Annotated in this window: 27 protein-coding genes and 2 pseudogenes; 15 read left to right on the top strand and 14 right to left on the bottom strand. The window is 70.2% G+C overall.

Annotated elements, in window-relative coordinates; translation table 11 throughout:
* Positions 1 to 9: 9 nt before the first annotated feature.
* The 3 genes from LX16_RS08455 (at position 10) to LX16_RS08445 (ending at position 3232) form a co-directional block, all read left to right on the top strand.
* Positions 10 to 1158, top strand: a complete 1149-nt coding sequence (locus tag LX16_RS08455; protein ID WP_147135621.1) for an acyl-CoA dehydrogenase family protein — start codon at positions 10 to 12, stop codon at positions 1156 to 1158.
* 190 nt (positions 1159 to 1348) lie between these two features.
* The gene (locus LX16_RS08450; RefSeq protein WP_158645527.1) at positions 1349 to 2686 is read left to right on the top strand and encodes a glycoside hydrolase family 18 protein; all 1338 of its coding nucleotides are present in this window, start codon (positions 1349 to 1351) and stop codon (positions 2684 to 2686) included.
* Positions 2687 to 2767: 81 nt separating this feature from the next.
* Complete coding sequence (locus LX16_RS08445) at positions 2768 to 3232, top strand: Lrp/AsnC family transcriptional regulator (RefSeq protein ID WP_147135615.1); 465 nt, start codon at positions 2768 to 2770, stop codon at positions 3230 to 3232.
* Here the strand turns inward: LX16_RS08445 and LX16_RS08440 are convergent.
* Together LX16_RS08440 and LX16_RS08435 are read right to left on the bottom strand one after the other, a co-directional pair.
* Entirely contained in the window at positions 3203 to 4378 is a 1176-nt protein-coding gene (locus tag LX16_RS08440) for a C15 family peptidase (RefSeq protein WP_147135612.1), read from the bottom strand. The two genes, LX16_RS08445 and LX16_RS08440, sit on opposite strands and share 30 nt — an antisense overlap.
* Before the next feature lie 48 nt (positions 4379 to 4426).
* Positions 4427 to 4957, bottom strand: coding sequence for a PadR family transcriptional regulator (locus LX16_RS08435; protein ID WP_147135609.1), 531 nt, complete (start codon positions 4955 to 4957; stop codon positions 4427 to 4429).
* A 136-nt stretch (positions 4958 to 5093) separates the two neighbouring features.
* On the opposite strand from LX16_RS08435, the gene LX16_RS08430 reads away from it, so the two are divergent.
* Positions 5094 to 6293 (top strand): serpin family protein, encoded by a 1200-nt coding sequence (locus LX16_RS08430; protein WP_158645526.1) that lies wholly within the window; start codon positions 5094 to 5096, stop codon positions 6291 to 6293.
* Between the two features lie 123 nt (positions 6294 to 6416).
* Entirely contained in the window at positions 6417 to 6620 is a 204-nt protein-coding gene (locus tag LX16_RS08425; RefSeq protein ID WP_147135603.1) for a DUF5708 family protein, read from the top strand.
* Positions 6621 to 6660: 40 nt separating this feature from the next.
* Here the strand turns inward: LX16_RS08425 and LX16_RS08420 are convergent, their stop codons facing one another.
* Positions 6661 to 8208, bottom strand: a complete 1548-nt coding sequence (locus LX16_RS08420) for a helix-turn-helix domain-containing protein (protein ID WP_147135600.1) — start codon at positions 8206 to 8208, stop codon at positions 6661 to 6663.
* A gap of 84 nt (positions 8209 to 8292) precedes the next feature.
* Positions 8293 to 8826 carry a GNAT family N-acetyltransferase gene (locus tag LX16_RS08415; RefSeq protein WP_147135595.1) on the bottom strand — a complete coding sequence of 178 codons (534 nt, stop codon included), beginning with the start codon at positions 8824 to 8826 and terminating at the stop codon, positions 8293 to 8295.
* Positions 8827 to 9113: 287 nt separating this feature from the next.
* On the opposite strand from LX16_RS08415, the pseudogene LX16_RS08410 reads away from it, so the two are divergent.
* Positions 9114 to 9716 (top strand): annotated as a pseudogene (locus LX16_RS08410) (lytic polysaccharide monooxygenase auxiliary activity family 9 protein); the annotation flags it as partial.
* Between the two features lie 69 nt (positions 9717 to 9785).
* A pseudogene (locus LX16_RS28205) lies at positions 9786 to 9917 on the top strand (carbohydrate-binding protein); the annotation flags it as partial.
* 63 nt (positions 9918 to 9980) lie between these two features.
* Here the strand turns inward: LX16_RS28205 and LX16_RS08405 are convergent.
* Entirely contained in the window at positions 9981 to 10289 is a 309-nt protein-coding gene (locus LX16_RS08405) for a thiamine-binding protein (protein ID WP_147135589.1), read from the bottom strand.
* A gap of 165 nt (positions 10290 to 10454) precedes the next feature.
* On the opposite strand from LX16_RS08405, the gene LX16_RS08400 reads away from it, so the two are divergent.
* From LX16_RS08400 to LX16_RS08390, 3 genes are read left to right on the top strand one after another with little or no spacing between them, the layout of a single operon-like run.
* Entirely contained in the window at positions 10455 to 11390 is a 936-nt protein-coding gene (locus LX16_RS08400) for a phosphotransferase enzyme family protein (protein WP_147135586.1), read from the top strand.
* A gap of 39 nt (positions 11391 to 11429) precedes the next feature.
* The gene (locus LX16_RS08395; protein ID WP_147135583.1) at positions 11430 to 12041 is read left to right on the top strand and encodes a YigZ family protein; all 612 of its coding nucleotides are present in this window, start codon (positions 11430 to 11432) and stop codon (positions 12039 to 12041) included.
* A 38-nt stretch (positions 12042 to 12079) separates the two neighbouring features.
* Complete coding sequence (locus tag LX16_RS08390; RefSeq protein WP_147135580.1) at positions 12080 to 12874, top strand: class I SAM-dependent methyltransferase; 795 nt, start codon at positions 12080 to 12082, stop codon at positions 12872 to 12874.
* Between the two features lie 3 nt (positions 12875 to 12877).
* On the opposite strand, the gene LX16_RS08385 is transcribed toward LX16_RS08390, so the two are convergent.
* Both LX16_RS08385 and LX16_RS08380 read right to left on the bottom strand, forming a co-directional pair.
* Positions 12878 to 13495: a LysE/ArgO family amino acid transporter gene (locus tag LX16_RS08385; RefSeq protein ID WP_147135578.1), complete on the bottom strand. Its 618-nt coding sequence runs from the start codon at positions 13493 to 13495 to the stop codon at positions 12878 to 12880.
* Positions 13496 to 13624: 129 nt separating this feature from the next.
* Entirely contained in the window at positions 13625 to 14500 is an 876-nt protein-coding gene (locus LX16_RS08380) for an alpha/beta fold hydrolase (RefSeq protein WP_147135575.1), read from the bottom strand.
* Between the two features lie 77 nt (positions 14501 to 14577).
* Between LX16_RS08380 and LX16_RS08375 the strand changes: the two genes are divergently transcribed.
* From LX16_RS08375 to LX16_RS08360, 4 genes are all read left to right on the top strand, one after another.
* A complete protein-coding gene (locus LX16_RS08375) occupies positions 14578 to 15369 on the top strand; it encodes a TetR/AcrR family transcriptional regulator (RefSeq protein ID WP_147135572.1) in 792 nt (263 codons plus the stop codon).
* A gap of 10 nt (positions 15370 to 15379) precedes the next feature.
* Positions 15380 to 16216, top strand: a complete 837-nt coding sequence (locus LX16_RS08370; protein WP_147135569.1) for a pentapeptide repeat-containing protein — start codon at positions 15380 to 15382, stop codon at positions 16214 to 16216.
* 218 nt (positions 16217 to 16434) lie between these two features.
* Complete coding sequence (locus LX16_RS08365) at positions 16435 to 17379, top strand: DMT family transporter (protein ID WP_147135564.1); 945 nt, start codon at positions 16435 to 16437, stop codon at positions 17377 to 17379.
* Positions 17380 to 17662: 283 nt separating this feature from the next.
* The gene (locus tag LX16_RS08360; RefSeq protein WP_147135561.1) at positions 17663 to 18673 is read left to right on the top strand and encodes a DNA topoisomerase IB; all 1011 of its coding nucleotides are present in this window, start codon (positions 17663 to 17665) and stop codon (positions 18671 to 18673) included.
* Between the two features lie 19 nt (positions 18674 to 18692).
* On the opposite strand, the gene LX16_RS08355 is transcribed toward LX16_RS08360, so the two are convergent.
* From LX16_RS08355 to LX16_RS08345, 3 genes are all read right to left on the bottom strand, one after another.
* Positions 18693 to 19547 carry an SDR family oxidoreductase gene (locus tag LX16_RS08355; protein WP_147135558.1) on the bottom strand — a complete coding sequence of 285 codons (855 nt, stop codon included), beginning with the start codon at positions 19545 to 19547 and terminating at the stop codon, positions 18693 to 18695.
* Positions 19544 to 19903 (bottom strand): TraR/DksA family transcriptional regulator, encoded by a 360-nt coding sequence (locus LX16_RS08350; protein ID WP_147135554.1) that lies wholly within the window; start codon positions 19901 to 19903, stop codon positions 19544 to 19546. Before LX16_RS08350 ends, LX16_RS08355 begins: the two co-directional genes overlap by 4 nt.
* A 190-nt stretch (positions 19904 to 20093) precedes the next feature.
* On the bottom strand, positions 20094 to 20615 hold the full coding sequence (locus LX16_RS08345) for a hypothetical protein (protein ID WP_147135550.1): 522 nt from the start codon (positions 20613 to 20615) through the stop codon (positions 20094 to 20096).
* Positions 20616 to 20752: 137 nt separating this feature from the next.
* Between LX16_RS08345 and LX16_RS08340 the strand changes: the two genes are divergently transcribed.
* Positions 20753 to 22207, top strand: a complete 1455-nt coding sequence (locus tag LX16_RS08340; protein ID WP_147135547.1) for a M81 family metallopeptidase — start codon at positions 20753 to 20755, stop codon at positions 22205 to 22207.
* A gap of 46 nt (positions 22208 to 22253) precedes the next feature.
* On the opposite strand, the gene LX16_RS08335 is transcribed toward LX16_RS08340, so the two are convergent.
* The 4 genes from LX16_RS08335 to LX16_RS08320 all read right to left on the bottom strand — a co-directional run bounded on the left by LX16_RS08335 (position 22254) and on the right by LX16_RS08320 (position 24783).
* Positions 22254 to 23081: an aldo/keto reductase gene (locus LX16_RS08335; protein ID WP_147135544.1), complete on the bottom strand. Its 828-nt coding sequence runs from the start codon at positions 23079 to 23081 to the stop codon at positions 22254 to 22256.
* Between the two features lie 91 nt (positions 23082 to 23172).
* On the bottom strand, positions 23173 to 23958 hold the full coding sequence (locus LX16_RS08330) for a hypothetical protein (RefSeq protein ID WP_147135541.1): 786 nt from the start codon (positions 23956 to 23958) through the stop codon (positions 23173 to 23175).
* A gap of 91 nt (positions 23959 to 24049) precedes the next feature.
* Positions 24050 to 24376: a winged helix-turn-helix domain-containing protein gene (locus LX16_RS08325; protein WP_147135538.1), complete on the bottom strand. Its 327-nt coding sequence runs from the start codon at positions 24374 to 24376 to the stop codon at positions 24050 to 24052.
* Positions 24373 to 24783, bottom strand: a complete 411-nt coding sequence (locus LX16_RS08320; protein ID WP_147135536.1) for a hypothetical protein — start codon at positions 24781 to 24783, stop codon at positions 24373 to 24375. The genes LX16_RS08325 and LX16_RS08320 overlap by 4 nt, the downstream gene beginning before the upstream one ends.
* Positions 24784 to 24905 lie beyond the last annotated feature (122 nt).

Genomic DNA, 24905 nt, shown 5'->3' with positions numbered 1-24905 from the left:
CATCACTTCATGACAGTGCAGCGCATCCTCCCCTCCGAAGAGGCCGAAGCGGTCGTAGACCTGGCCCGCCAGATCGCCGACGCGGAGCTGGCCCCGCGCGTCGCCGACTTCGAGGCCCGCGGCGAGTTCCCCCGCGAGGTCCTACGCACCCTCGGCCGGGCCGGACTGCTGGGGCTGCCCTACCCCGAGGCCGACGGCGGCGCCGGCCAGCCGTACGAGGTGTACCTGCAGGTGTTGGAGGAGCTGGCGTACCGGTGGGTCGTGGTCGCCGAGGCCGTCAGCGTCCACACCCTCGCGTGTTTCCCGCTCGCGACCGCCGGCACCGACCGGCAACGCGACACCTACCTGCCGCAGTTGCTCGCCGGGGACCTGCTGGGCGGCTACTGCCTGACCGAGCCGGCGGGCGGCTCCGACGCGGCGTCGTTGTCGACCAGCGCCGTCCGGGAGGGCGACCGGTTCCGGGTCAACGGCACCAAGGCGTTCATCACCCACGCCGGGGTCGCCGACTTCTACGCCCTGTTCGCCCGGACCGGCGGCCCCGGTGCCGGCGGCGTCTCCTGCCTCCACGTCCCCGGTGACGCACCCGGCCTGCTGCCGCAGCGCCCGGAGGACAAGATGGGGTTGAACTCATCGCCCACCGCGCAGATCGTGTTCGACGACGTGATGGTGGACGCCGACCGGTTGGTGGGGGAGTTGGACGGCGGATTCCGCATCGCCATGGCGGCCTTGGACGCCGGCCGCCTTGGCATCGCCGCCTGCGCGGTGGGCCTGGCGCAGGCGGCCCTGGACCACGCCGTCGAGTACGCCCGGCAGCGGGAACAGTTCGGGCGCCCGATCATCGACTTCCAGGGCCTGGGGTTCCTCCTGGCCGACATGGCGACGTCGATCGCTGCGGCCCGCGAGCTGACGCTGTACGCGGCGCGCCTGAAGGACGCCGGTCGTCCGTTCAGCACGGCGGCGGCGCAGGCGAAGCTGTTCGCCACCGACACCGCGATGCGGGTGACCACCGATGCGGTGCAGGTGCTGGGCGGTTACGGCTACGTCAGCGACTACCCGGTGGAGCGGTACTTCCGGGAGGCGAAGGTGCTCCAGATCGTCGAGGGCACCAACCAGATCCAGCGGTTGGTGATCGCGCGCCGTCTCGCGAAGGGCGAATGACCCACCTCCCTGTGCGTTAGCAAAACACCCGAACGACCGAAGGGGCTTCGCCCCTTCGGTCGTTTTCGTCGTCTCGGCAGTTCACGTGCTCAATGTGGCCAAACGCGCCAACGGTGCCGCGTTGCGTCGGGGCCTTCCTGCGGACATGATGTTGCAAATGCGAATCTCATGTCGTCGAGGGAGAGACCCGATGCGTTCCAGGATCCCGTTGGCCGTCGCGGCGGTGATCGCCACCGCGGCCTCCGGCCTCGCGGTGACCACCGCCAACGCCGAAGCGGCCACCGAACCGATCAACCTCGCCTACTACTCGCGGTCCAACGTGGTCGGAAACGCCGACGACTTCTACCTGAAGGAGGTGCACGAGTCGGGTGCCGCGGCCGACCTGACGCACCTCGCGTACGCCTTCGCCGAAGTGGAACTCGACAATCAGGACCCGGCCGAGAACGGTGAACTGTGCGGAACCGCCGACTGGGGTGACTACAACTTCGTCGTGCCCGCCGAGCACTCGGTGGACGGGGTGGCCGACCAACCGGGCGACCGGCTCGCCGGCCAGTTCCACCAGCTCGCCAAACTGAAGGAGTTGCATCCCGACCTGAAGGTCACCATCTCGCTGGGCGGCGGTGGCGGCGTCGGCGGTGAGGGCGCCGGCGCCCGGTTCACCGCGATCGCCGCCGACCCGGCGCTGCGCGCCCGGTTCATCGAGGACTGCGTCGACACCTTCCTCCGAGGCGACCTGCCGTTGCGTGGCGACAACCTCGGTCACACGAGGGGCGGTCCCGGTGCGGCCTACGGCGTGTTCGACGGCATCGACATCGACTGGGAGTGGTCCACTCCCGACAACCGCGACGACTACGCCGCGCTCCACACCGAGTTCCGGGCAGCATTGGACGCGTACGGGGCGGAGGTGGGACGGCACTTCAGTCTCAACACGACCTTCCCGGGTTTCGTGGACCTGCCCGCCACCGGTGTGGACTACGACGTGGCGGAGATATTCGCCGCCGTGGACTTCGCCACCGTCCAGGGATACGGGCTGCACGCCGCCTGGGGACCGGGCAACTACCAGACCAACCACCAGGCCCAGCTGTTCAGCCCCGCCGACGATCCGGCGCACCCCGACTGGCGTTCCAGTGCCGCGACGGCCGTGACGTACCTGCTCGCCCACGGCGCGCCCGCCGAGAAGATCGTGCTCGGCGTGCCCGCCTACGCCGAGGGCTGGACCGGTGTGCCCGGCGCGAACCTCGGGCTCTACCAGGTCGGGACCGGTCCCGCCGCCGGCTCCGACGGGCACGCCGAACTGTACGACGCGATCCGGGACGCCCCGGGCGCCGTGTACATCGACTTCCAGGCGGTCGCGGCGTACAAGTACGACGGCGACGACTGGTGGTCGTACGACACTCCGCAGACGATCGCCGAGAAGACGCGGTACGCCCTCGACAACGGTTTGGGCGGGATGATGATGTGGCAGTTGCTCGGAGACCGCGACAACGACCTCGTCGGCACCATCGCCGCGGTGCAGGCGGCCGGCTGACCGCACGTCCCGGCGGCCGTGGCGTACCGGCCGCCGGGACGGCGGACCCGGCCGGGCTTCCCACCCGGTAGATTCAGTGGTGTGGAGGACCTCGACCTCGCGATCGTGGCGGCACTGACCGCCGACGGCCGGATATCGTTCACCGACCTGGCCGCCCAGGTGGGCCTGTCCACCTCGGCCGTGCACCAGCGCGTCAAGCGCCTGGAGGAGCGCGGCGTCATCACCGGCTACACGGCCAAGATCGACTATGAGGCGCTGGGACTGTCACTGACGGCCTTCATCGCGATCCGGCCGATAGACCCCGCCGCGCCCGACGACGCGCCGGAACGCCTGGCGTCCCTACCCGAGATCGAGTCCTGCCACTCGGTCGCCGGTGAGGACTACTACCTGCTGAAGGTTCGGGTGTCCGGTCCCGCCGCGTTGGAGGACCTGTTGGCCCGCATCCGTTCCCGCGCCGGCGTCGCGCACCGGACGACCATCGTGCTCTCGACGCCCTACGAGGGACGGCCCCCGACTTTAAAGGGTGACCGGGTCGCCGGCTGGTGAGGCGGCGACCGCCGCCAGGAGCAGGGCCGTCGTCTGAGTGACGATCTCGGTGCGCAGGCGCGGGGTGTCGTCGCCGGTCCCCGCCAGGCTCGGGGTGTGGACGTGTCCGCACGGCACCGCCGCGCCCAGTTCGTCACGTAGCCGTGTCACCCGGTACGCGACCTCGTTCGACAGGAACCCGCCGCCTCCGCCGGAGACCGAGAGCCCGTCCCCCTCCGGTCCTCCGGGCCGTTCGACCGGTCGACCGTCCTCGGACAGTTGGCAGACGGTCGCGTTGCGGTGCACCGGGAAACCACCGGTCTCCGCCTCGGCCATCGCGTCGACGGGCAACGTGGAGGCCGTGAACTCCGGGCCGGGCGGCATAGAATCCGGTGCGACCGGTGCGGTCGCGTCGGCTCCCCCGACCACCCCGGAGTTGTCCCTTGTGGTACCACTGTGGCGACGCCTGCCGTTGAACAGTTCCAGGTCGAACCGTCCGGGCCTGCCCTGGCTGACGGTCGCCGCCAGGTCCACCAGGTGTGGACCGGGGCGAAGGTGTGGACCGAACACCTTCTCGACGACGCCGCCGTCGAAGTCCGCGTAGCGCACCGGGAGTACGACCGTGGCGAACCGGACGTCCCGGCCGGCGTGCCGGACGGTCCGGCCGTGCAGGCGCAGTGCCACCGCCCCCGACGGGTTGGAGGCGGCCGGATCGTGGGTGAGCCGGAACGGGTCGAAGCCGCTGACCAGGACCTTGACGACGTCCTCGTCGTCGGCGCCGAACGTGGTCGAGGTGATTCCCCGGGACGCCCACTCCAGGCGGCGCGCCAGTGCGGCGCTCTCGGCGTCGTCGCGCCGGAAGCGGGGCCGCCACTCGTGCAGTTCCCACAGCATGGCCAACCGCGCCCAGTACAGCGGACGGTCGTCGTCGCCGGGCAGTTCCCGTCCCCGGCCCTCGCCGGCGGTGAAGCCGACCGCGTGCTGCCACAGGATCCTGCCGAAGCCGTCGACGACGACGGCGGCCTCGGGGCGTTTGCGGATCTCTCCGAGCGCGGCGCTGAACGAGGCGACCACGTCGGCGAGGCCGCCGTCGCGGATCAGGTCCTCGGCGAGGCGGCGGCCCTTCCTACTTGTGTAGCGGGCGAGTTCGGCGGATGCGTCGGTCACGGCCCCACAGTCTGCCAGGCCGGGTGCGAGGACGGCACCGGTACCGGGTCAGTGTCGCTCCAGTTCGCCGATCGTGGTGTGCAGCCAGCGGAACTCGGCGCGGTTGGCGGCCTGGCTGATGGTGAGCAGTCCCTGCCGGAACGGGTCGTCGAACTCGTCGGCGGCCATCGGGCGGCCCTGGGCGTCGTAGAAGTAGCTCACCGGATCGGACAGGAAGGCGAGGCGGCGGCGCAGCACGATCGCCTGTTCGCGGGGGTTCTCCAGGTGCCGCAGGAACGCCAGGAGCGTGAACCAGCGGTTCTCGTCGGTGATGGACAGTTCGTCGGGTTCTCGCAACAGCTTCCGCAGGTAGTCGATGCCGTCCTGGGTGAGTTCCAGCATGTGTCGCGGGGCGGCGATCTTCCCCGGTGCGGAGCGTCTGGTGAGCAGTCCCGCGGTCTCGAGGCGCTTGATCGCCGGATACAGTGTCCCGTCCGCGATCGGCTTGACATGGCCGGTGAGGGCGGCGATCCGGGTCTTCAGGTCGTAGCCGTGCAGCGGATGGTCGCGGAGGAATCCGAGGATCGCGAGCTTCAACATGCGGCCATTATGGCCCAGACCTGTGTCATTGGTGCGGAAACCCGGTATATCGGCGCCGATGTATACGAATAGGGGTTTGCCGATCCCTGGATGGATTCGACGGCCACGCCGGCCCCGCCGGCCGTATAGTCGGCGAATGACACCGGAGCACACCACACCGGAAGCACACGTCACCTCGGGGATCAACGCACTGACCCGCGAATGGCTGCGGCGCGACCCGGCCTCGCCTCCGGCGATGCTGTCGGCGGCCGGTGTGTGGCCGTTGCTGGCGGCACTGAGCACCGCGTCGGACGAGACCGCCGCGGCCGAACTCCGAAGCGCCACCGGGGTCCCGCCCGCCGACGCGGCCGCCGCCGTGGGCTCGCTGTTCGACCGGCTCGCCACGATGGACGGTGCGAGGGCCGCGCTCGGCCTGTGGGCGAGTCCCGACCTGGCACTGGACTCCGACTGGCTCGCCACGCTTCCGGCGGGCCTGGTGGGCCGGCTCAGCGGCGACCCCGCCACCGACGGGGCGACCGTCGACGCCTGGGCCGCCACCCAGACCGACGGCATGATCCCCCGGATGCCGGTGGACACGTCACGGCCGCTGGATCTGATACTGGCCACCGCGGTGAGCCTGCGCGGCCGGTGGCGCGAACCGTTCGCGGACTCACCCTGGCGGTTCCCCTCGGGCCCGTGGCGCGACCTCGACTGCCACGGACTCACCGCCGTATCCACCGACCTGTCGGCACTGCGCGTGTGGCCCGGCCGACTGTCCACACTGCGGGTGCCCACCGTCGAGGACCTGGACGTCGTCCTGGCCATCGGACCACGGGACCGCCCGCCCGGCGACGTCCTCGCATCGGCGGTGGACTCGCTCGCCGACGCGCCACCGGTCACCGGGGAGGATCTCGCAGAGGGCGCCGACGCGCCCGGCGTCGACGTCCGGACGGTCCCCGACCCCGAGCCGGATCCGGCTCCGCGTCTGTCGATCGTCACCGTCGCCTTCGACGTGTCCGCCGACCACGACCTGACCGAGGAAGCCGGCCTGTTCGGCCTGACCGAACTGCTTCGCCCGGACCACTTCGCACTCACCGGGTTGGCCGACCGGCCGTGCCGGCTGGAACAGGCACGCCAGAACGGTGTCGCCCGGTTCAGCGCCGCGGGCTTCGAGGCGGCCGCCGTCACGGCGATGGGCGCGGTGGCGGCCGGCGCGCTGCTGCCACGGGGCACCCGCCGTGAGGTCACCGTGTCGTTCGGGCGCCCCTTCGGGTACCTGGCGGTGCACCGCGACAGTGGTCTGGTCCTGGCGGCCGGCTGGATCGACCGGCCGCGCGAATGGTCCTTCGACGACTGAGCCCGCGCCGGCTACATCGAAGGGCGTACCCGGGCGGCGGGCGATCTCGTCCGCCGGTGGGACGGATCGCCGCCTCGCCGTTCCTAGTCTTGGACCCCGACGGTGTCGGAGAGGAGCGGGACGATGGGCAGGATGAATCGGGGCGTGGGCGAGGGAGTGCTCCTGTTCCTGGTGGGAGCGGGGCTGTGGCTGTTCACCGGAGACGTCGAGATTCCGGTGTTCACGTTGTCCAAGGTGGGCGTGGTCCTGATGGTGATCGGCGCGGTCACGCTCGTCGTGGGTCTGGTCACGGCCGCGCGCCGCAAGGCCGTGAAGGGCGACCGGTGACCGCGCCGCCGCCCGGCGAGACACCGGGCGGCGGCGGGTCTCAGACGTCGCCGAAGGTCTCGATCTGGGCGCCCAGCTCGCTCAGGCGTTCGGCGAGCTGTTCGTATCCGCGGTGGATGACGTTGACGTTGCGCAGCACCGAGGTCCCCTTGGCGGTCAGCATCGCCAACAGGATCACCACGGCCGGGCGCAGCGCGGGTGGGCAGATCACCTCGGCGCCCGACCAGTGGGTCGGTCCCTCGATGAGCACGCGGTGCGGGTCCATCAACGTGACCCGGGCGCCGAGCTTGTCCAGCTCGGTGAGGTAGATGGCCCGTTTCTCGTAGACCCAGTCGTGGACCAGGGTCGCACCCTGCGCGCACGCGGCGATGAGGGCGAAGAACGGCAGGTTGTCCAGGTTCAGGCCGGGGAACGGCATGGGGTGGATCTTGTCGATGGGCGCGTGCAGGACCGACGGGAGCACGGTGACGTCGGCCAACCGGGTGTTGCCGTTGGCCGCCAGGTACTCCTCGGAGATCCGGTACTGGAGCCCCATCTCCTGAAGGACGGCGAGCTCGATCTCCAGGAACTCGATGGGGACCCGGCGGACGGTGATCTCGGAGTCGGTCACGATGGCCGCGGTGATGAGGCTCATCGCCTCTATCGGGTCCTCGGCGGGGGAGTAGTCGACGTCGCGGTCGATGTGCCGCACGCCCTCGATCTTGAGGGTCGTGGTGCCGACGCCGTCGATGTTCACGCCGAGCTTCTGCAGGTAGAAGCAGAGGTCCTGGACCATGTAGTTGGAGCTGGCGTTGCGGATGATCGTCACGCCCTCGCTCCGGGCGGCGGCCATGATGGCGTTCTCGGTGACGGTGTCGCCGCGTTCGGTCAGCACGATCGGCCGGGTGGGGCGGACGCCTTCGTCGACGCTGGCCTGGTACTCCCCGGTGGTGGCCTTGACCGCGAGGCCGAACGGCCGCAGCGCGATCATGTGGGGTTCGACCGTGCGCGTGCCGAGGTCGCAGCCGCCGGCGTAAGGCAGGGCGAACTGCGGGTGGTCGTGCAGCAGGGGTCCCAGGAACATGATGATGCTGCGGGTGCGACGGGCCGCGTCGGCGTTGACCCGCGACAGGTCGAGTTCCGCCGGGGGCACGATCTCCAGGTCGTTGTCGGCGTTGAGCCACCGGTACCGCACTCCCATGCTCTCCAGCACTTCCAGGATGCGGTTGACCTCCTCGATGCGCGCCACGCGCCGCAGGACGGTGCGGCCGCGGTTGAGCAGTGAGGCGCACAGCAGGGCGACGCCGGCGTTCTTGGAGGTCTTGACGTCGATGGCGCCGGAGAGCTTGGCCCCGCCGTGTACCCGCAGGTGCATCGCGCCGGGTGTGCCCAGCGACACGATCTGGCTGTCGAGGGCGTCGCTGACACGGGTCAGCATCTCGACGCTGAGGTTCTGCTGTCCCTTCTCGATCCGGTTCACGGCGCTCTGGCTCGTGCCGAGGCTGTCGGCGAGCTGGGCCTGGGTGAGGCCGCGGTGCTTGCGGGCGTCACGGATGAGGGTGCCGATACGGCGCAGATGGTCTTCGGTTCGTCCGGGGGAATCAGACATGACGCTCACTGTATCTCACATGTGGTGTATGGCAATCGAGGGACCGGCGAAGTGTCCGGATTGCACGGGATTCGGATCGGATGCTCATGCGTTCAGTGATGTAGAACGCACCGTTCGGTCGAGGTCTTTCACCAGGAACACGCACGGGTCGGCGAACCGGTGGCGGGTACCGAGACTGTCGACACAGGTGTACCGGTCGATGTAGCGCACGTCTCCGCGGTAACCGAGACGGTGGTACAGCGCGGCGGCGCGCGGATTGGCGTCGGCCACGCCCAGGCCGATCCGGTCGGCTCCGGCCGCGCGGGCCCGCTGCTCGCAGGCGGCGACGAGCGCGGTGCCGATGCCCCGTCCGCGCAGTCCGGGAGGGAAGACGTCGAGGCCGTTGATCTCGGGGACGCCGGGATGGTGTCGCCGTACCTCTTCGGCGGTGCAGCCGCGCCACATGATCAACGCGTTGGCGACCGGTCTGCCCCGGTGGCGGGCGATCAGGTAGTCGCCGTCGCCCTCGCGCTGGGTCGCGAACCTCCGGTGGTGGAAGGACTCGACGCTGGGGGAGGGGTTGAGGCGGTCGAGGACCGGCAGGTCGGCCTCTCGGCACAGCCGGAAGGTCAGGCGCATCCGTCGAACCTGCCACGCGGGTTCCGGTCGCGCAACGGTGCGGCGGGAACTGAAGTGCGTGTTAAGCGGTCCTTAAACCTCTCTTGGGGTGGGGACCGGCCGCTTGTCGGTCGGGCCGTGCGAAACGCGTGGTGGCGGGACGGATCGTGTCCTCGGTGGCCGGGTGGTGGGCGACGGGTGGTGTCGTTCGGCGGTTGTTCGTCTTGCGCTCACCCATAGACAAGATTCCTTGCTGTTTGTTACCGTAAGGAGCCTTTTATAAATTTCGATGTATGGAAGTGGTCCTCATGGCACTCTCACGGACCGTGAAGGCGGTGTCCTCCCTCTTCGTGGGCGGCGTCGTCGCGGTTTTGCTCGCCGTCGCCGGTGCTACGCCCGTATCGGCGCATGGATACACCACCAGTCCGACCAGCCGCCAGCTCCACTGTGCACAGCGCACCGTGGCCGACTGCGGCCCCATCCAGTACGAGCCGCAGAGCGTGGAGGGTCCCAAGGGCTTCCCGCAGGCCGGCCCGGCCGACGGCCAGATCTGCGCCGGCGGCAACGGAGGCTTCGCCCCGCTCGACAACCCGCGCGGTGGCAACTGGCCCAAGACCAACGTCACCGCGGGCGCCCAGTTCCAGTTCGGCTGGAAGTTCACCGCCCCGCACTCCACCAGCAAGTTCGAGTACTTCATCACCAAGGACGGCTGGAACCCGCTCGACCCGATCGGACGGTCCGACCTGGAACTGACGCCGTTCCTGACCGTGCCGTTCAGCGGCCAGCCGCCGTACACCTACACCCACGGCGGCACGCTGCCCTCCGGCAAGAGCGGGCACCACGTGATCCTGGCGGTGTGGTCGGTCGCCGACACCGGCAACGCCTTCTACGCCTGCTCCGACGTCAACTTCGGCGGCGACCCGGGCAACCCGGGCGAGCCGGGTGAGCCCGGCCAGTGCGACACCCCGGCGTGGAGCCCCTCGGGCACCTACACCGGCGGCACCGTGGTCAGCCACAACGGATCCGAGTACCGCGCCAAGTGGTGGACGCAGGGCGAGGAGCCCGGCACCACCGGCGACTGGGGCGTCTGGGAGAGCCTGGGAGCCTGTTGACCCGGCTCAGGTGAACCGTTGAGAACCCCGGCGGCGGCCGACCCGGCCGCCGCCGGGGTCGTGTCATCGTCCGTCGGCGAGGTAGGCGTCGATCGCGGCGGGTTTGGAATCGATGCCGTTGTCCCGCCCGGGGAAGTAGTCCAGTTTGATCACGGTGCTCACCCGTGGAGCCCGGGCGGCGACCGCCTCCACGGCCAGTGTCACCACCGCCATCGCCTCGGTCAGGTCATCGCCCTCCACCACGGTGAACATGGCGTCGGTGTGGTTGGGCAGACCCGACTCGCGTACCACCCGCACGGCCTCGGCGACCACCTCGCCGACGTGTTCGCCCATTCCCAGCGGTGTGACACTGAAGGCGACCAGAACTGACATCGGAGGCTCCCCGGCGTGGTGTTGACGGCTGAGCACTCGACAGTAGTCGACCGGCGGAACGGCCGGATCCGAACCGGACCGGCACGCGATCGCCTAAACCGTTTGCCGGATCCGCGGACGACGTGTTCTCATATGCAAACGTATGTCGTCTGAGAGGAAGTGCCGATGACCGCCGAACCGTCCGAGAAACACGCCGAGGTGCTCGCGCACTTCAACGCCCAAGACGTCTCCGAGGTGTCGATATATCCGTACGCACCGGTGTTCCCGTGCCGGATCGACGGACGGGAGGCCGTCGTCAAACGCACCCGCAGCCAACCCGAGACCGCCGCCGCCATCGCGGGGTGGACCGCCGGACTGGCGGAGGCGGGCGTGGCGGTCGTGTCGCCCCTGCCGACCACGGTGCGCAACCCCGTCCAGGTCGGTGAGGACTTCTGGGTCGCGTACCCGTTCATCGAAGGTGGACAGTATCGGGCGGCCGACGGACAGGCACGGGCCGCCGGTGAACTCCTGGGCCGCATCCACGCGGTGCGACCCGCCGTACTGCCGCCGCCGTTCCAGTGGCCCGACCACGACGAGGAGTCGGTCGAGGAGGACCGTGAGGGCCTGGCGAAGGTCCTGGCCGGTCCGGCCCCGGAGTCGGTGGAGCCGTTGAGCCGCCTGGTCGGCGAATTCATGTCCAGGGTCCTGCCGCAGATCCGGTCGGCGGACCTGCCCAAGGTGGGCGCCGTCATGGACTACAAGGCCAACAACCTCATCTACACCGCCGAGGGGCCGGTGCTGGTGGATCCCGACAACGCCGACTGGGCCCCCCGCGTACTGGACCTGGCGCTGGCGGCGATCCAGTTCCACATCGAACACGAGACGTCGCCGGCGCGGCTGTTCACCGCGTCCGAATGGCGGGAGTTCGCGGAGGGCTACCTGTCGCAGGTGACACTCACCGAGGAGGAGCGACGGCTGTGGCCGGTCGCGGTGGAGTACATGCTCAGCGAGTACGGCGTGTGGTCGCTGATCGACTCCGACGGCTGGGACGACCCCCGGGAGCGCGCGTACCTGACCGAACTGGCCGCGATCACCCCCGACCGGTTCCCGCTGCCGGGCTGACCGGCCGGCGCCCGGTCGTGGCGTATCGTCGCTGTCGTCATGAGGACGATCCGCGGCGACATCGTGCATGAACTGGTGATCCACCGGTCCCGGTTCATCTGCGCTCTGGCGCGGGTCGCCGACGAGGCGGCGGCCCGCGCCTTCATCACCGAGCGCCGGAGGGCGCACTGGAACGCGGGGCACCACTGCACCGCCTACGTGGTGGGCGGCGACGGGCGGATCAGGCGGTCGAGCGACGACGGCGAACCGGGTGGCACCGCCGGACTGCCCATGCTGGAGGTACTGCGCCACCGGGAACTGGTCGAGGTCGTCGCGGTGGTGTCACGGTACTTCGGCGGGGTCAAGCTGGGGGCCGGCGGTCTCGTCCGCGCTTACGGAGGTGTCGTCTCCGAGGCCGTGGACCTGGCGGGCACCGTGGAGTTGCTGCGGTTGCCGGTGGTGACGGTGGTCGCCGACTACCGGGACGGCGGCGGGCTGGAGGCGGAGTTGCGGCGCGGACCCGACCGGTTGCTGGACGTCCGGTACGGCGACGACATCGAGTTCGACGTGGCCACACCCGATCCGGAGCGCCTGGGTGCCCGGCTGGCGTCGATGACCGGTGGCGCGGCGGTCTGGCAGACCACGGGAGAGACCGTGGTGGAGGCCGGATAAACGGTTGTGTTCCGTTGTGGGTCCGGGAGAATCCCGTCATGGACGAGTTGACGATCGCACCCGAGATCCTGCGGTACTACGAACGCGGCGGCGAGGCCGACCGGCTTGAGAGGGACGGTCCGGGCCGGTTGGAGTTCCTGCGTACCCGTGACGTGTTGCGCAGGTTGTTGCCCGAGGCCCCGTCGGCGGTCGCCGACGTGGGAGGTGGGATGGGCGTGCACGCCCGCTGGCTGGCCGAGGACGGCCACCGGGTGACCCTGGTGGATCCGGTGCCGTCTCATGTGGATGCGGCATCTCGGTTGCCGGGTGTCACCGCGGTCACCGGTGACGCGCGGCGGCTCCCCCTGCCCGACGGCGACGTCGACGCGGTACTGCTGTTGGGACCGATGTACCACCTGCGGGAACCCGCGGACCGGGAGTCGGCGCTCGCGGAGGCGATCCGGGTCGTCCGGCCCGGCGGCCCGGTGGTGGTGGCGACCGTGAACCGGTTCTCGGTCTTCCACGACATGGCACGCAGGGGCGCCCTGGTGGAGGCCGGGGAGCTGATGGACGAGGTGGCGGCCTCCGGTCATCTGTCGGGGGAGCTGTTCACCGGTGCGTATCTCCACCGGCCCGAGGAGATCCGCGCCGAGTGTGACGCGGCGGGCCTGACCGGCGTACGTCAGTTCGGTGTGGAGGGCGCGGTGTGGTTGATACCCGGCCTCGAAGTCGTCCTCGACGACGCACCGGCACGGGAACGGCTGCTGGGGGAACTGCGGCGGTACGAGACGGAGCCGTCGCTGTGGGGTGCCGGTGGTCATCTGCTGACCGCGGGGTTCGCGCCGTCGCGTTGACGGTCACGTACCGAGCAGGAGTGTCACCGCCAGTACGGTCATGACGACGGCGATGAGCGCGTCGAGCAGCCGCCAGGCGATCGGTCTGGCGAACAGCGGGCTCAGTAGCCGCGCGCCGAAGCCCAGTGCCGTGAACCAGGCGACGCTCCCGGCGACGGCTCCCGCGCCGATGAGCCATCGGTCGGGTTCGGGATGGGAGTTGGCGATGGAACCCAACAGGATCACGGTGTCCAGGTAGACGTGCGGGTTGAGCCAGGTCAACGCCAGACAGGTGGCCAGCACCGCGCCGAGCCCGGCGCGGTCGCCGGCGGCCCGGGTCGTCATCGACTGCCGGTTCCAGACCCGTCGCGCGGCGAGCGCGGCGTATCCGAGCAGGAACGCCGCGCCCGCGTAGCGGGTCACCGTCAGCAGTCCGGGCGCCGCCTGGATCAGCACTCCGATGCCCGCCACTCCGGCGACGATGAGGACGGCGTCGGACACGGCGCACACCGTGACGACCCAGGCGACGTGTTCGGTGCGCAGTCCCTGCCGCAGCACGAAGGCGTTCTGCGCTCCGATGGCCACGATCAGCGAGAGTCCCGCTCCGAGGCCGGTGAGCACGGGTATGACGAAGTCGGTCACCACGTGAATCTAGTCGTGGCGGCGGCCGGGCACCGGTCGGGCCGCTTCCGGCGTGGGCCGGGTTCCCGGGCGGCCCCGGCGTCCACTCGAGAACCCGGCCCGGCCCGTAGTTCCGTCATCGCCGGAGCGTCAGGGGGCCGCATCGGTGAGGAACGGACGGAGCACCGGAAGTACGTGGGTCGGCTGCATCGCCTTCATGTGGTCGAGTCCCGGCAGGATCGCGACCCGCCATCCGGTGGCGGTCAGGGTGTCGCGGTGGCGGAGCACGGGACCGGCCAGGTCGACGGTGACGCCACCCCACCGGGGGCCGTAATCGATCCGGTCCGACTCACCCACCAGGCACAACCTCGGTAGGTCCGGCGGGTATCGCACGGTGCGGTCGTCGAAGTCGGCCAGCGCCCGGTAAAGCGTCGTGAACTGGCCGCTCTGCTCGGGGGACATGGTCGCCTCCGCGGCGTCCCAGTCGTAGTCCTCACCCGTTCCGGAGTCCTCGGCGGTGGTGCGGGAGGCGCGCGTGGTGGTTTCCGGCGCCCGGGCGTTCTCGACGGCCATGCGGTGTGTGGCGGTGGTGACGGCGAGCATCTCCCGGTAGGGCCCGTCGAGGGGCGGAAAGCCGCCCGTCGCCAGGGCCCACAGCCGGTCGGTGCGGATCGCCAGTTGCAGGCCGCTCAGTCCCAGCCACGAGTACCCGTAGTAGGCGAACCGTTCGGCGCCCACGGCGTCGGCGACGGCGAGCATGTCGGCTGTCACGGTCTCGGGTGTGAGGTCGTCGGGTCGTGGGTGGGCCATGAGGTGGCCGACGTAGTCGAACGCGGCCACGGTGAACCGGTCGGAGAGGCCGGTCATGAGGGTGTGACCGAGTTGCGGGTCGGTGCCCCAGGGACGCAGGCGCTCCGCCGTCTCCGGGGTGGCCTCGGCGGGGTTCTCCGGTAGGAGCAGCGTGGGGCCGCGGCCGGTGACGGTGACCTCCAGCGGGGTGTCGTCGGAGAGGCGGACCGTGGGCATCATTCCTCCACAGTGAATTCTTTACGGTGTAAAAACGTCGAGCCGATATATTAGCTTACGAAGTAAGGAGTCGCCACATGACCGGTTACGCGGGCCGTTCGGAGCCGCGCAGGATGCTGTCCCTGCTGTGGCGCGAGGACCCGCCGCCCCGCCCCGGCCCCAAACCCGCGCTGACCGTCGACGCGATCGTCGACGCGGCGATCGAGCTGGCGGACGCGCGCGGGATGGACGGGGTGTCGATGCGGGCGGTCGGAGAGCGGCTGGGACGCACCGGCATGGCGCTGTACTCCTACGTGCCGGGCAGGGACTCGCTGACCGAGCTCATGTACGACCGGGTCCACGAGGAGCTCGCGGCCGCTCCGGGGTCGTCCCGTCCGTGGCGGGCCGCGGTCTCCGACTGGGCCGACCGGCTGCTGGCGATGCACCTGCGTCATCCCTGGACGCTGCGCGTCTCCTTCGCCCGCCCGGTGATGGGGCCCCACGAGCAGTCCGCCCTGGAATCACTCGCGGTCGCCCTGGAGGACACCGGCCTGCCCCCGTCCTCACGTCGCGGCGTGGTGGCCGCGTTGTTCCACCAGGTGCGCGGCACCGCCGCCACCGTCGCCGAGGCCCGAGCCGCCGCGGCGGTGACCGGCCAGACAGATCGGCAGTGGTGGAGCCGACGTGCCGCCGCGCTGCGACAGGTCGTCCCGGACTTCGTGGAACGCTTCCCCGCCACCGTGCGGTTGCACGCCGATCCGGAGCCCGTCACCGAAGACGACGGCCCGTTCCTGGAGGCCCCCGCCCGCAGGGCGTACCGCCGGGGCATGTCGATGCTGTTGGACGGGGTGGCCGCCGCCGTCGCAGACCACTCCGAGAGCCCGGGCTAGGGTTGGCCTCATGAGCGAGGGGGAGACGGGGCGGCGCGTGGAGCGACTGGCGCGGCGGCATCTGCGTGCCGACTGCGCACGGTGCGCCGGGTTGTGCTGTGTGGCCCCGGCCTTCGCGAAGTCGGCGGACTTCCCGATCGACAAACCGGCCGGGACGGCCTGCGGCAATCTGCGTGACGACTTCCGTTGCGGCATCCACGAGAGGTTGCGGCCGCGTGGGTTCGTCGGTTGCACGGTCTTCGACTGTTTCGGTGCCGGCCAGCAGGTCGTCGGTCACACCTTCGGCGGCCGGGACTGGCGGAGCGGGGCGGACTCGGCGGCGATGTTCCAGGTGTTCGGGGTGATGCGCCAGCTCAACGAACTGCGCTGGTATCTGGCCGAGGCCCTGGAGTGGGCACTGCCCGAGCCCCTGCGTGGCGAGGTCACCACCGTCGCCGACCACGCCGCGCGACTGACCGAGCAGGACGCCGACGCGCTCACCGGATTCGACGTGGCACCGTTGCGCCGTCGGGTCGGGCAACTGCTGGACTCGGCCGTCGCCGCCGTCAGGACGGGAAGGCGCGGTCCCGACCACCGGGGCGCCGACCTGATCGGCGCGCGCCTGCGGGGCAGAAATCTCCGCGACGGGGTGCTACGGGGCGCGTATCTCCTGGGCGCGGACCTCCGCAACGCCGATCTGCGCGGCGCCGACCTGCTCGGCGCGGATCTGCGGGCGGCCGATCTGCGCGGCGCCGACCTGTCCACCGCGTTGTTCCTGACTCCTCCGCAGCTGGACGCGGCGGCCGGTGACGCCGCGACACGTATCCCGGAGTGGTTGGACCGCCCCGGGCACTGGGACGGCCGGTGAACCTTCCACGTCGTGAGACGCGCGTCGGGGAACCCCTCGGCGGCGCCTACACTGTTGCGATGATCTCAGGCGCTCTCGCCCCGCCGGCCCGCTGACCGCGGGCCCCCGCTCGGAGGACCATCGGCCGACGTCGTGATCGGTCGCCGATGGCCGGTGCGCCGTGCCCGCGGCTTCGTCGCCACCCGGCCATCCTCTGACGCGAGAGAGCGCGATACCTCATGTTCACATCCACCGCCGGCCCGTCCACGTCCCGTGGCCTGGCCTTCCTCGCCGTAGCCGGTCTCACCTGGGGGACCACCGGCGCGGCCGTCGACCTGCTGTACCGCTCGTCCGACACCGGACCGTTCACCGTCTCCTTCTGGCGCTTCGCCATAGGACTGACGCTGTTGACCGGGGTGTCGCTGCTCCGGCGAGGCGGTGTGCCGCCGGCACCGCCCGCAGGCGCGGCGGGACGCCGCCGGGTCGTGTCACTGCGCCTGGGGACCGGTCTCGGGCTGGCGGTCTTCCAGACCGCCTATTTCGGTGCGGTGGCCGCGACGGGAGTCGCGGTCGCCACGGTCATCACCCTGGGCGCGGCACCGGTCATCGCCGCCCTGGGGGGCCGACTCCTGTTGCGGGAACGGCTGGGCGGCACGGGTGTGTGCGCCGTGGCCGGTGCGGTACTGGGGTTGGTCGTACTGGTGGCGGCGGACCCGATCGGCGCGGTACGTCCCGCCGGGGTGGCGCTCTCGCTGTTGTCGGCGGCCGGTTACGCGACCACGACCCTGCTGACGCGGTGGGCCTCCGATCTCGCCGGTGGCGATTCGGTACGGGTGACGGTCTGGTCCTTCGCGGTCGGCACGCTGTTGCTGGCCCCGGCGGCGTTGTGGGAGGGACTGTTCCCCGTCACCGATCGGCTTCCCGAGGTGGTCGGGTTGCTGGTGTATCTGGGTGCGGTGCCCACGGCGCTGGCCTACCCGTTGTTCTTCGCGGGTGCGGCGGTGGTGCGGGCGGCGACCTCGTCGGTGGTGATGCTCATCGAGCCGGTGTCGGCGGCGATCCTGGCGGTGACCGTGCTGGGGGAGCGGTTGACGGGCGCGACCGTCGCCGGGACGGTGTTGCTGCTGGCGGCGGTGAGCGCGCTGGCGGTAGCCGAGACACGACGCGCCCCGGCTCCAACATGATGTACATCGGCCACGATGCGTTCCTGTCGGTCCCGAAACCCGGAGGATCGGGCACCGACATGAAATTCCGCCGCGAGAGGTTTCATCTCCGGCGGGACCGGGTATCCGGTCATCGTCACGATCGCGGTACCGACAACCGGGCCTTTTCACACCGTGATCGGCGTCAACCAGGGGATAGGTAGGTAGGAAAGGGGCACCGTCCGGGCAGACGGTGCCCCGCCTGCCGCCCGGAACCGCGACCCGGCGAGGGGAGTGTTCCGGCGACACGGGGTAGGACCCTGGCATGGAACTGCGACGCAGCGACCCCTCCGAACCGGGCATCACCCGCCGACGGTACGGGCGCGGATTCCGCTACCGCGACGCCGACGGCTCCACGTTGGACGACGCCGCCGCGCTGGCCCGCATCGAGGACCTGGTGATACCGCCGGCGTGGCGCCGGGTGTGGATCTGCGCGTATCCCGAGGGGCACATCCAGGCCGTGGGCCGGGATTCGAAGGGCAGGCTGCAGTACATCTACCATCCGCAGTGGCGGGAGGAACGCGACGAGGCCAAGTTCGCGCGGATGAGCGGGTTCGCGAAGGCGTTGCCGGCGTTGCGCCGCAGGCTCGACGCCGACGTGGCGGCGCGCGGCCCCGGCCGTGACCGGGTGCTGGCCGCCGCCCTGCTGTTGTTGGATGCGATCGCGTTGCGTCCGGGCAACGAGGAGTACACCGACGACAACGGCAGTTTCGGGCTGGCGACCCTACGGGACTCGCACGTCGTGTTGTCGGGCGAGGAGGTGCGGTTGGAGTTCCCCGCCAAGGGCGGCGGCGTCGGCCGGTACCGTGTCGCGGACGGCCGGATCGTCCGGGTGTTCCGGGCGGTCCGCCGCGCCGGTAACCCCACCGGACGGGCGTTGGCGTACCGGGCCGACGACGGCTGGCACGCCGTTCACGCCGACGCGATCAACTCCCGCCTCAAGGAGCTGACGGGCGAGGACTTCACCGCCAAGGACTTCCGTACCTGGAACGCCACGGTACTGGCCGCGGTGGCACTGGGAGAGGCTTCGGGTGACGGGGATCCGGGAGAGGCGGTGAAGGTGGCGTTGCGGCGGGTGGCCGACGCGTTGGGCGACACCGTGGCCGTGGCCCGGGACTCCTACGTGGACCCCAGGGTGGTGGCCGCGTTCGAGTCGGGCAGGACGATCGCGGCCACGCTGCGTCGCTGTTCCCGCGCCGCCATGTCACCGGGGGAGCGGCGTGAGGCGATCGAGCGGGCGGTGGGGCGCCTGGTCGCTCGGCGGCGTCGCGACTGACGCCGCCGAGCGCTCGGGTTCAGCCCGGAGCGATCTCTCCGCCGATCGGTGCCAGTACCTCGCCGCTGTAGTAGGACGAGAACGTGTCGCTGGCGAAGAACACGTAGCTGGGTGCGATCTCGTCGGGTTCGGCGGCGCGTTTCATGGGCGCCTGCGCGCCGAACTCGGCAACCTTCTCGGCGGGGAAGGTGGACGGGATCAGTGGTGTCCATACCGGTCCGGGCGCGACGCAGTTGACGCGGATGCCGCGTGACATGAGCGTCTGTGCCATGGAGTAGGTCCAGGTGTGGATGGCGCCCTTGGTGGCGGCGTAGTCGATGAGCGAGGCGTTGCCTCGCAGCCCGTTGACGGATCCGGTGTTGATGATCGCGCTGCCGGATCCCATGTGGGGGAGGGCGGCGTTGGTCACCCGGAAGTAGCTGTGCATGTTGACGTCGAAGGTGTGGCGCCACTGTTCGTCGGATATGTCCTCGGGTGCGTCCACGGGGCGCTGGGTGGCCACGTTGTTGACCAGTAGGTCCAGTCCGCCGAGGTTGTCGACGGTCTGCGCGACGACGTCGCGGCAGTGGGCGGCGTCGGCCAGGTCGCCCGGCAGCAGGATGCAGCGGCGGCCCTCCGCCTCCACGAGCGACAGGGTGTGTTCGGCGTCGTCGTGTTCGGACAGGTAGGCAACGGCGACGTCGGCGCCCTCCTTGGCGAAGGCGACGGCCACGGCGCGCCCGATTCCGGAGTCGCCGCCGGTGATGAGGGCGTGGCGGCCTTCGAGCAGGCCGCGTCCCCGGTAGTCGCGCATCTCGTCGCGCGGTGTGGGGGTCATCTCGTCGGTGCGGCCGGGCGGGTTCTGTTCCTGTGGTGGCTGCTGTTGCTCGCTCATGTGTCCTCCGTGTCCGTGGATCGGTTCGTCGCCGGGTCGGCGCATTCGGTACAGGTGTCCGCGGTGGGTACGGCGTCGAGGCGGTCGGCGGAGATGGGCCGGCCACAGTAGACGCAACGGCCGTAGTCGCCGGTGTCGAGGCGGTGCAGGGCCGCCTGGACGTCGTGCAGGGCGTCACGGGCGCGGTCTCTGAGGGCGAGTTGTTCGGTTTCGGCGGCGGCCGCCGCCGCCGCGTCGCCGGTGTCGAGGAGGCAGTCGCGGCGGGCAGCGGTGGGGTCGATGTGGTGGATGCGTTCGCGCAGCAGGGTGGCCCGCCGGTCGAGTAGGCGGCGGGTCTCCTGGTGTGGGTCGGCCATCCGGGTGTCCTTCGCTTTCGCTTGGCGATGGGATACCCACGTGTGGCGTCGTCAATCCGGTGGCCGGCATTCGCTCGGTTCGTACACTGAGATATATCGCACCCGAGGTGTCAACCTTCGGAAGATCGAAAACCCCACGCGGCCATCGGAACGGTCCGGCCGGGCCGGTTCGTCGCCGGCGACCGTATGGTCAGCAGGACGTGGCAGCCCGGGCGTGGAACTCGTCGAGTGCCATGGTGGTGCTGGATCCGGGATCGTGGTCGTCGTTGGTGATGACCTGTCCGCTCGGGAGGCCGAACAGCGCGTCGAGTGTGAATCCGACGGGGTGGGTGACCAGGCCGCCGTATCCCTTGGCGACGTACCGGGTGCCGGGATCGAGCGTGGTGGCGGATCCGGGTTCGAGGGTCCATCCCGGTGGGGTGTGCAGCAGCGGGATGACGGTGTTGTGGGCGAGGGGTTCGGGGTCGGGGTCGGTCTTGTCGTGCGCCTCCCATACGGCGGATCCGGCGAGCGCGTATGCGCTGTAGGAGTCGGCGGTCTCGATGCCGAGACCTATGAGGTCCTGGCCGGGGCAGGGCACGACGATGAGGTGGGGTGTGCCGTCGGGTGTGAAGACGGCCAGTGACATGGTCTCTCGGCGGCTGCAGCCGGTGAGGGTGGCCAGTACGGTCAGCACCGCCAGGGCGGCGGCGATCGTGGCGCGGCGGGGCATGGCGGCTCTTTCTGACGGCGTGTTCCTCAGGCTAGGGGTGCCCGGGGCACGTCGCGGTCACGGTGACGGCGCGGTGTGGTCGCGGTGTGACCGTCACGGTATTGATCTTGCCGCGAGCAAAAAGTAGGCTGCCGCGCATGAGTTCACGTAAGCACCGGATCGCGATCTGCGGCATACACATCGAGTCCTCGACCTTCTCGCCTCACCGGGCGTCGGACCCGGATTTCACGGTGACGCGCGGCCGGGAGCTCCTGGCGCGCTACGACGATCTGGCGGAGGGGCCGGAGTGGATTCCGTTGGTGCACGCGCGGGCGTTGCCCGGGGGCGCGGTGACGCGGGACTTCTACGACCGGATCAGTGCCGAGATCGTCGCTGAGCTCACCCGGGTTCACGGTGAGGCCGCGTTGGACGGTGTGTACCTGGACATCCACGGCGCCATGAGTGTGGAGGGACTCGACGACGCCGAGGGCGACCTGGCGGCGCGGGTGCGTGACGTGGTGGGGCCGAAGGTGCTGGTGTCGGCGTCGATGGATCCGCACGGCAACGTGTCCCGGCTGCTGTTCGACAATGTGGACCTGTTGACGTCGCACCGGATGTCGCCTCACGAGGACGCGAAGCTGACGTCGGCGCGGGCGAGGGCGAACCTGGTGGCGTGCCTGGACGAGGGGGTGCGGCCGAAGCGGGCGTGGACGACGGTTCCGGTGTTGTTGCCCGGCGAGAAGGCGTGTACTCGTGACGAGCCCGCGAAGGGCCTGTACGGGTTGTTGCCGGGGATCGAGGCGGCGGACGGGATCATCGACGCGGCGATCTGGATCGGTTACGCGTGGGCGGACGAGCCGCGATGCCGGGCCGCGGTGGTGGTGACCGGCACCGACGAGGAGTCGATCGTGGCGGAGGCGGCGGGCTTGGCGCGGGCGTGGTGGGACGCGCGTCGCGACTTCGGTTTCTCGACCGACGCGATGGACGCGGACACGGCGATCGCGTCGGCGTTGGATTCGCCGCGGGGGCCGTTCTTCGTGTCGGATTCGGGGGACAACCCGACGGCGGGTGGCTCGGGCGATGTGCCGTTCATGTTGGGGAGGTTGACGGCGGAGCCTCGGTTGGCGGCCGGGGAGGCGTCGGCGATCTGGGCGAGTGTGGTGGCTCCGGCGGCGGTGGCGGTGTGCCGGGCGGCGGGTGAGGGTGCGTCGGTGACGGTGACCGTGGGGGGTGAGCTGGGTTGGCCCGATTCGGTGGAGTTGACCGGTGAGGTGGTGCGGTTGGCCGAGGACGCCGTGGGTGGTGATGTCGCGGTGGTGCGGTGCGGTGGTGTGTCGGCGGTGTTGACGCAGCGGCGTAAGCCGTTCCATTACGTGTCGGACTTCCACGCGTTGGGTCTTGACCCGGCGGGTGTGGACGTGACGGTGGTGAAGATCGGTTACCTGGTCCCGGACCTGTTCGACGCGGCCGAGGGTTGGGTGTTGGCGTTGACTCCCGGTGGGGTGGATCAGGACATCGTGCGGTTGGGGCATCACCGGGTGGCGCGCCCGATGTTCCCGTTGGACGCCGAGGCGGTCGTGGAGTTGCCGGCGCCGGTGGTGGCGTCGTCGTGACGGGCTCCCGGGGGTGGCGGCAACCGGCCGCCGCCCCCGGGGTCGGTCATTGGAAGACGGCGGGATCGGGGCCGAGGCGGTGGCCCTGCGGTAGGCCGGTGATGTCGGCCATGTCGGTGTCGGTGAGGGTGAAGTCGAAGACGTCGAAGTTCTCGGCGATTCGGGAGGGTGTCACCGATTTGGGGATGGTGATGTTGCCCAGTTGCAGGTGCCAGCGGATGACGACCTGGGCGGGCGTCTTGCCGTGGCCGGCGGCGATGCGGCTGATGACGGGGTCTTGGAGGAGGTCGCCTCCTTGTCCCAGTGGGCTCCACGCCTCGGTGGCGATGTCGTGGGCGGCGTGGTAGCGGCGTAGTTCGTCCTGGACCAGGTGTGGGTGGAGTTCGATCTGGTTGACGGCGGGTGTGACGGTGCATTCGTTGGCGAGGCGGTCGAGTTGGGCGATCTCGAAGTTGGACACGCCGATGGCCTTGGCGTGGCCGTCGCGGTAGAGGCGTTCGAAGGCGCGCCAGGTGTCGGTGTAGAGGTCGCGGGCGGGCATGGGCCAGTGGATGAGGTAGAGGTCGACGTAGTCGGTTCCCAGTTCCTGGAGGGACTTCTCGAAGGCGCGCATGGTGTTCTCGTAGCCCTGGTGGGGGTTGGCGAGTTTGGTGGTGATGAAGACGTCGCCGCGATCGAGGCCGCTGGCGGCGATGGCGCGGCCGACTCCGGCCTCGTTGCCGTATGCGCCGGCGGTGTCGACGGCACGGTATCCGACCGACAGTGCCCGTGCGACGGCGTCGACGGTGTCGGTGTCGGAGACCTGCCATACGCCGAAGCCGAGTTGGGGCATGGTGACGTCGTTGTTGAGTGTGACGGTGGGTGCGTGGTTCACGGTCGGTCCTCATCCCTCGTCGGTGCGGTCTCCCGGTCAGTGTGCCTTGGAAGGTGTGGTGGTGGCCGCCGATTGGGGGATTGCTGGCGGGTCAGGGGGCGGCGGTCAGGTTGAGGGCGATGACGGTGATGGTGGCGAGGACGTATGCGGTGGTGGCGATCGTGGTGACGCGGTGGGTGAGGCGGATGTCGCCGGTGACGGCGTCGGTGGTGTAGGCGATGAGGGGTAGGACGGTGACGGCGTGCATGGTGAGGGCGTGGCTGGGTTTGAGCCAGCCGCCGGACCGGTAGGCGGCGGTGTGGCCGGCGGTGGTGGTGAGGCCGGCTCCGGTGGCGATCATGACGGCGCCGGTGACCATGGCGAGGGTGAGGACGAGGAGTCCGGCCCGGATCGCCAGGCGCAGTGGTGCGGAGGTGTCGGGTTGAGGGCGTAGTGCGGCCACGGTCAGGACGAGGACGACGGCGATGAGGATTCCGCCCATGGGCGCCAGGATGGTGTGGGAGATGAGCGCGGACACCGGGTCGGTGTCGTTGAAGTGGGAGGGTACGCCGCGCCATGCCTGGATGGTGATGCCGGTGACTTCGGCGAGGCTCGCGGTGGCGAAGGCGGTGAGCAGGACGCGGCGGAGGGTGGCCGGCATGCGGATGTGTCCGATGATCCAGGCGACGGTGGCCAGGACGATGGCGAAGGACAGTCCGAAGGTGACGGGTTTGCGCCAGGACACCGGGCCGGTCCATGGGCCGCCGTCGATGAGTTGGATGCCGATGTGGAATATGCCGGACGCGGCGGACAGGGCGGCGAGTGTGTAGCAGACGCGTTGCGCGGTGGTGCTTTCGTGCCAGATGCGGGCGGGCAGTCGTGTGATGGTGGCGATCATGTGGTGACGGTATGGCGGGTGGCGGGTGTGGCGCGTCGGCTCGTGGTGGTGTCGTGTGGGGGCGGGGTTACCGCGCCGGGGGTATCGGGCGCTACTCCGGTGGGGGTGACCCGGTGGCGGGTGGGGTGAGGATCTGCTGGAGGGTGTGTCGGTATCGCCGGTAGGCGGCCAGGCCGGTGGGTGTGATGCGGAGCCAGGTGCGGGGGCGTTTGCCGAGGTATCCCTTGTCGATGGTGAGGTAGTCGTGTGTCTCCAGGGTGGTGAGGTGTTTCGACAGCAGTGAGTCGGACACCTGGAGGTGGTCTCGGAGTAGGCCGAAGTGGATCCGGTCGCCGTCGGCCAAGGCCGCCATTATGGACAGTCTGATGGGGGTGTGGATGACCTCGTCGAGGTCGTGTCGCGGGTGGCGGCCGGTCATCGTCGCAGCGCCATCGTGGTGGCCGCGGCGCAGGCGGCGAGTGGCGTGAGGGCGAGTGCCAGGGACGGGGCGACGGGGGTGTCGTCGGGGAGTAGCAGGCGGTGGGTGACGGCGAGTACCGCGACGGTGAGGTAGAGGATCACCTCGATGCGGTCGTGGCGGCGACGGAACGCGCGGGCGTTCCAGGTCAGCGCGCCCAGGGCGGCGACGGTGACGAGCAGCAACGGGGTCTCGTAGCGGTCGAGGAGCCGGGGGAAGAGGTCGTCGCCGACGACGAGGGTGACGATGAACAGGGTGATGATCCACCAGCCGAGGATGCGCCATCGTGATGCGCGCCGGAGGGCGGTGTGGGTGCGCAGGGTGTGTTCCAGGGCCTCGGCGGGGGTGAGTTCGCGGTCGGGTTCCATTACCGTCCCTTTCCTTCGGGTGAGTACTTGAATATACGTCAAGTATCTGCCGTTGCGTCAAGTAGGTTGGAGTGGGTCGCGGCGCCGCCGAAGGGGCGTGGTTACCGGTCACAACGCGGGTA

Source organism: Stackebrandtia albiflava, assembly GCF_007994225.1.
Lineage (GTDB): Bacteria > Actinomycetota > Actinomycetes > Mycobacteriales > Micromonosporaceae > Stackebrandtia > Stackebrandtia albiflava.
This window is presented reverse-complemented; position numbering and strand designations above follow the sequence as displayed.

Coding starts and splice junctions, on each gene's coding strand:
- LX16_RS08455 (WP_147135621.1), top strand. CDS start 10: ATGACAGTGCAGCGCATCCTCCCCTCCGAAGAGGCCGAAGCGGTCGTA.
- LX16_RS08450 (WP_158645527.1), top strand. CDS start 1,349: ATGCGTTCCAGGATCCCGTTGGCCGTCGCGGCGGTGATCGCCACCGCG.
- LX16_RS08435 (WP_147135609.1), bottom strand. CDS start 4,957: ATGTTGAAGCTCGCGATCCTCGGATTCCTCCGCGACCATCCGCTGCAC.
- LX16_RS08430 (WP_158645526.1), top strand. CDS start 5,094: ATGACACCGGAGCACACCACACCGGAAGCACACGTCACCTCGGGGATC.
- LX16_RS08425 (WP_147135603.1), top strand. CDS start 6,417: ATGGGCAGGATGAATCGGGGCGTGGGCGAGGGAGTGCTCCTGTTCCTG.
- LX16_RS08420 (WP_147135600.1), bottom strand. CDS start 8,208: ATGTCTGATTCCCCCGGACGAACCGAAGACCATCTGCGCCGTATCGGC.
- LX16_RS08415 (WP_147135595.1), bottom strand. CDS start 8,826: ATGCGCCTGACCTTCCGGCTGTGCCGAGAGGCCGACCTGCCGGTCCTC.
- LX16_RS08405 (WP_147135589.1), bottom strand. CDS start 10,289: ATGTCAGTTCTGGTCGCCTTCAGTGTCACACCGCTGGGAATGGGCGAA.
- LX16_RS08400 (WP_147135586.1), top strand. CDS start 10,455: ATGACCGCCGAACCGTCCGAGAAACACGCCGAGGTGCTCGCGCACTTC.
- LX16_RS08395 (WP_147135583.1), top strand. CDS start 11,430: ATGAGGACGATCCGCGGCGACATCGTGCATGAACTGGTGATCCACCGG.
- LX16_RS08390 (WP_147135580.1), top strand. CDS start 12,080: ATGGACGAGTTGACGATCGCACCCGAGATCCTGCGGTACTACGAACGC.
- LX16_RS08380 (WP_147135575.1), bottom strand. CDS start 14,500: ATGCCCACGGTCCGCCTCTCCGACGACACCCCGCTGGAGGTCACCGTC.
- LX16_RS08375 (WP_147135572.1), top strand. CDS start 14,578: ATGACCGGTTACGCGGGCCGTTCGGAGCCGCGCAGGATGCTGTCCCTG.
- LX16_RS08370 (WP_147135569.1), top strand. CDS start 15,380: ATGAGCGAGGGGGAGACGGGGCGGCGCGTGGAGCGACTGGCGCGGCGG.
- LX16_RS08365 (WP_147135564.1), top strand. CDS start 16,435: ATGTTCACATCCACCGCCGGCCCGTCCACGTCCCGTGGCCTGGCCTTC.
- LX16_RS08360 (WP_147135561.1), top strand. CDS start 17,663: ATGGAACTGCGACGCAGCGACCCCTCCGAACCGGGCATCACCCGCCGA.
- LX16_RS08355 (WP_147135558.1), bottom strand. CDS start 19,547: ATGAGCGAGCAACAGCAGCCACCACAGGAACAGAACCCGCCCGGCCGC.
- LX16_RS08350 (WP_147135554.1), bottom strand. CDS start 19,903: ATGGCCGACCCACACCAGGAGACCCGCCGCCTACTCGACCGGCGGGCC.
- LX16_RS08345 (WP_147135550.1), bottom strand. CDS start 20,615: ATGCCCCGCCGCGCCACGATCGCCGCCGCCCTGGCGGTGCTGACCGTA.
- LX16_RS08340 (WP_147135547.1), top strand. CDS start 20,753: ATGAGTTCACGTAAGCACCGGATCGCGATCTGCGGCATACACATCGAG.
- LX16_RS08330 (WP_147135541.1), bottom strand. CDS start 23,958: ATGATCGCCACCATCACACGACTGCCCGCCCGCATCTGGCACGAAAGC.
- LX16_RS08325 (WP_147135538.1), bottom strand. CDS start 24,376: ATGACCGGCCGCCACCCGCGACACGACCTCGACGAGGTCATCCACACC.
- LX16_RS08320 (WP_147135536.1), bottom strand. CDS start 24,783: ATGGAACCCGACCGCGAACTCACCCCCGCCGAGGCCCTGGAACACACC.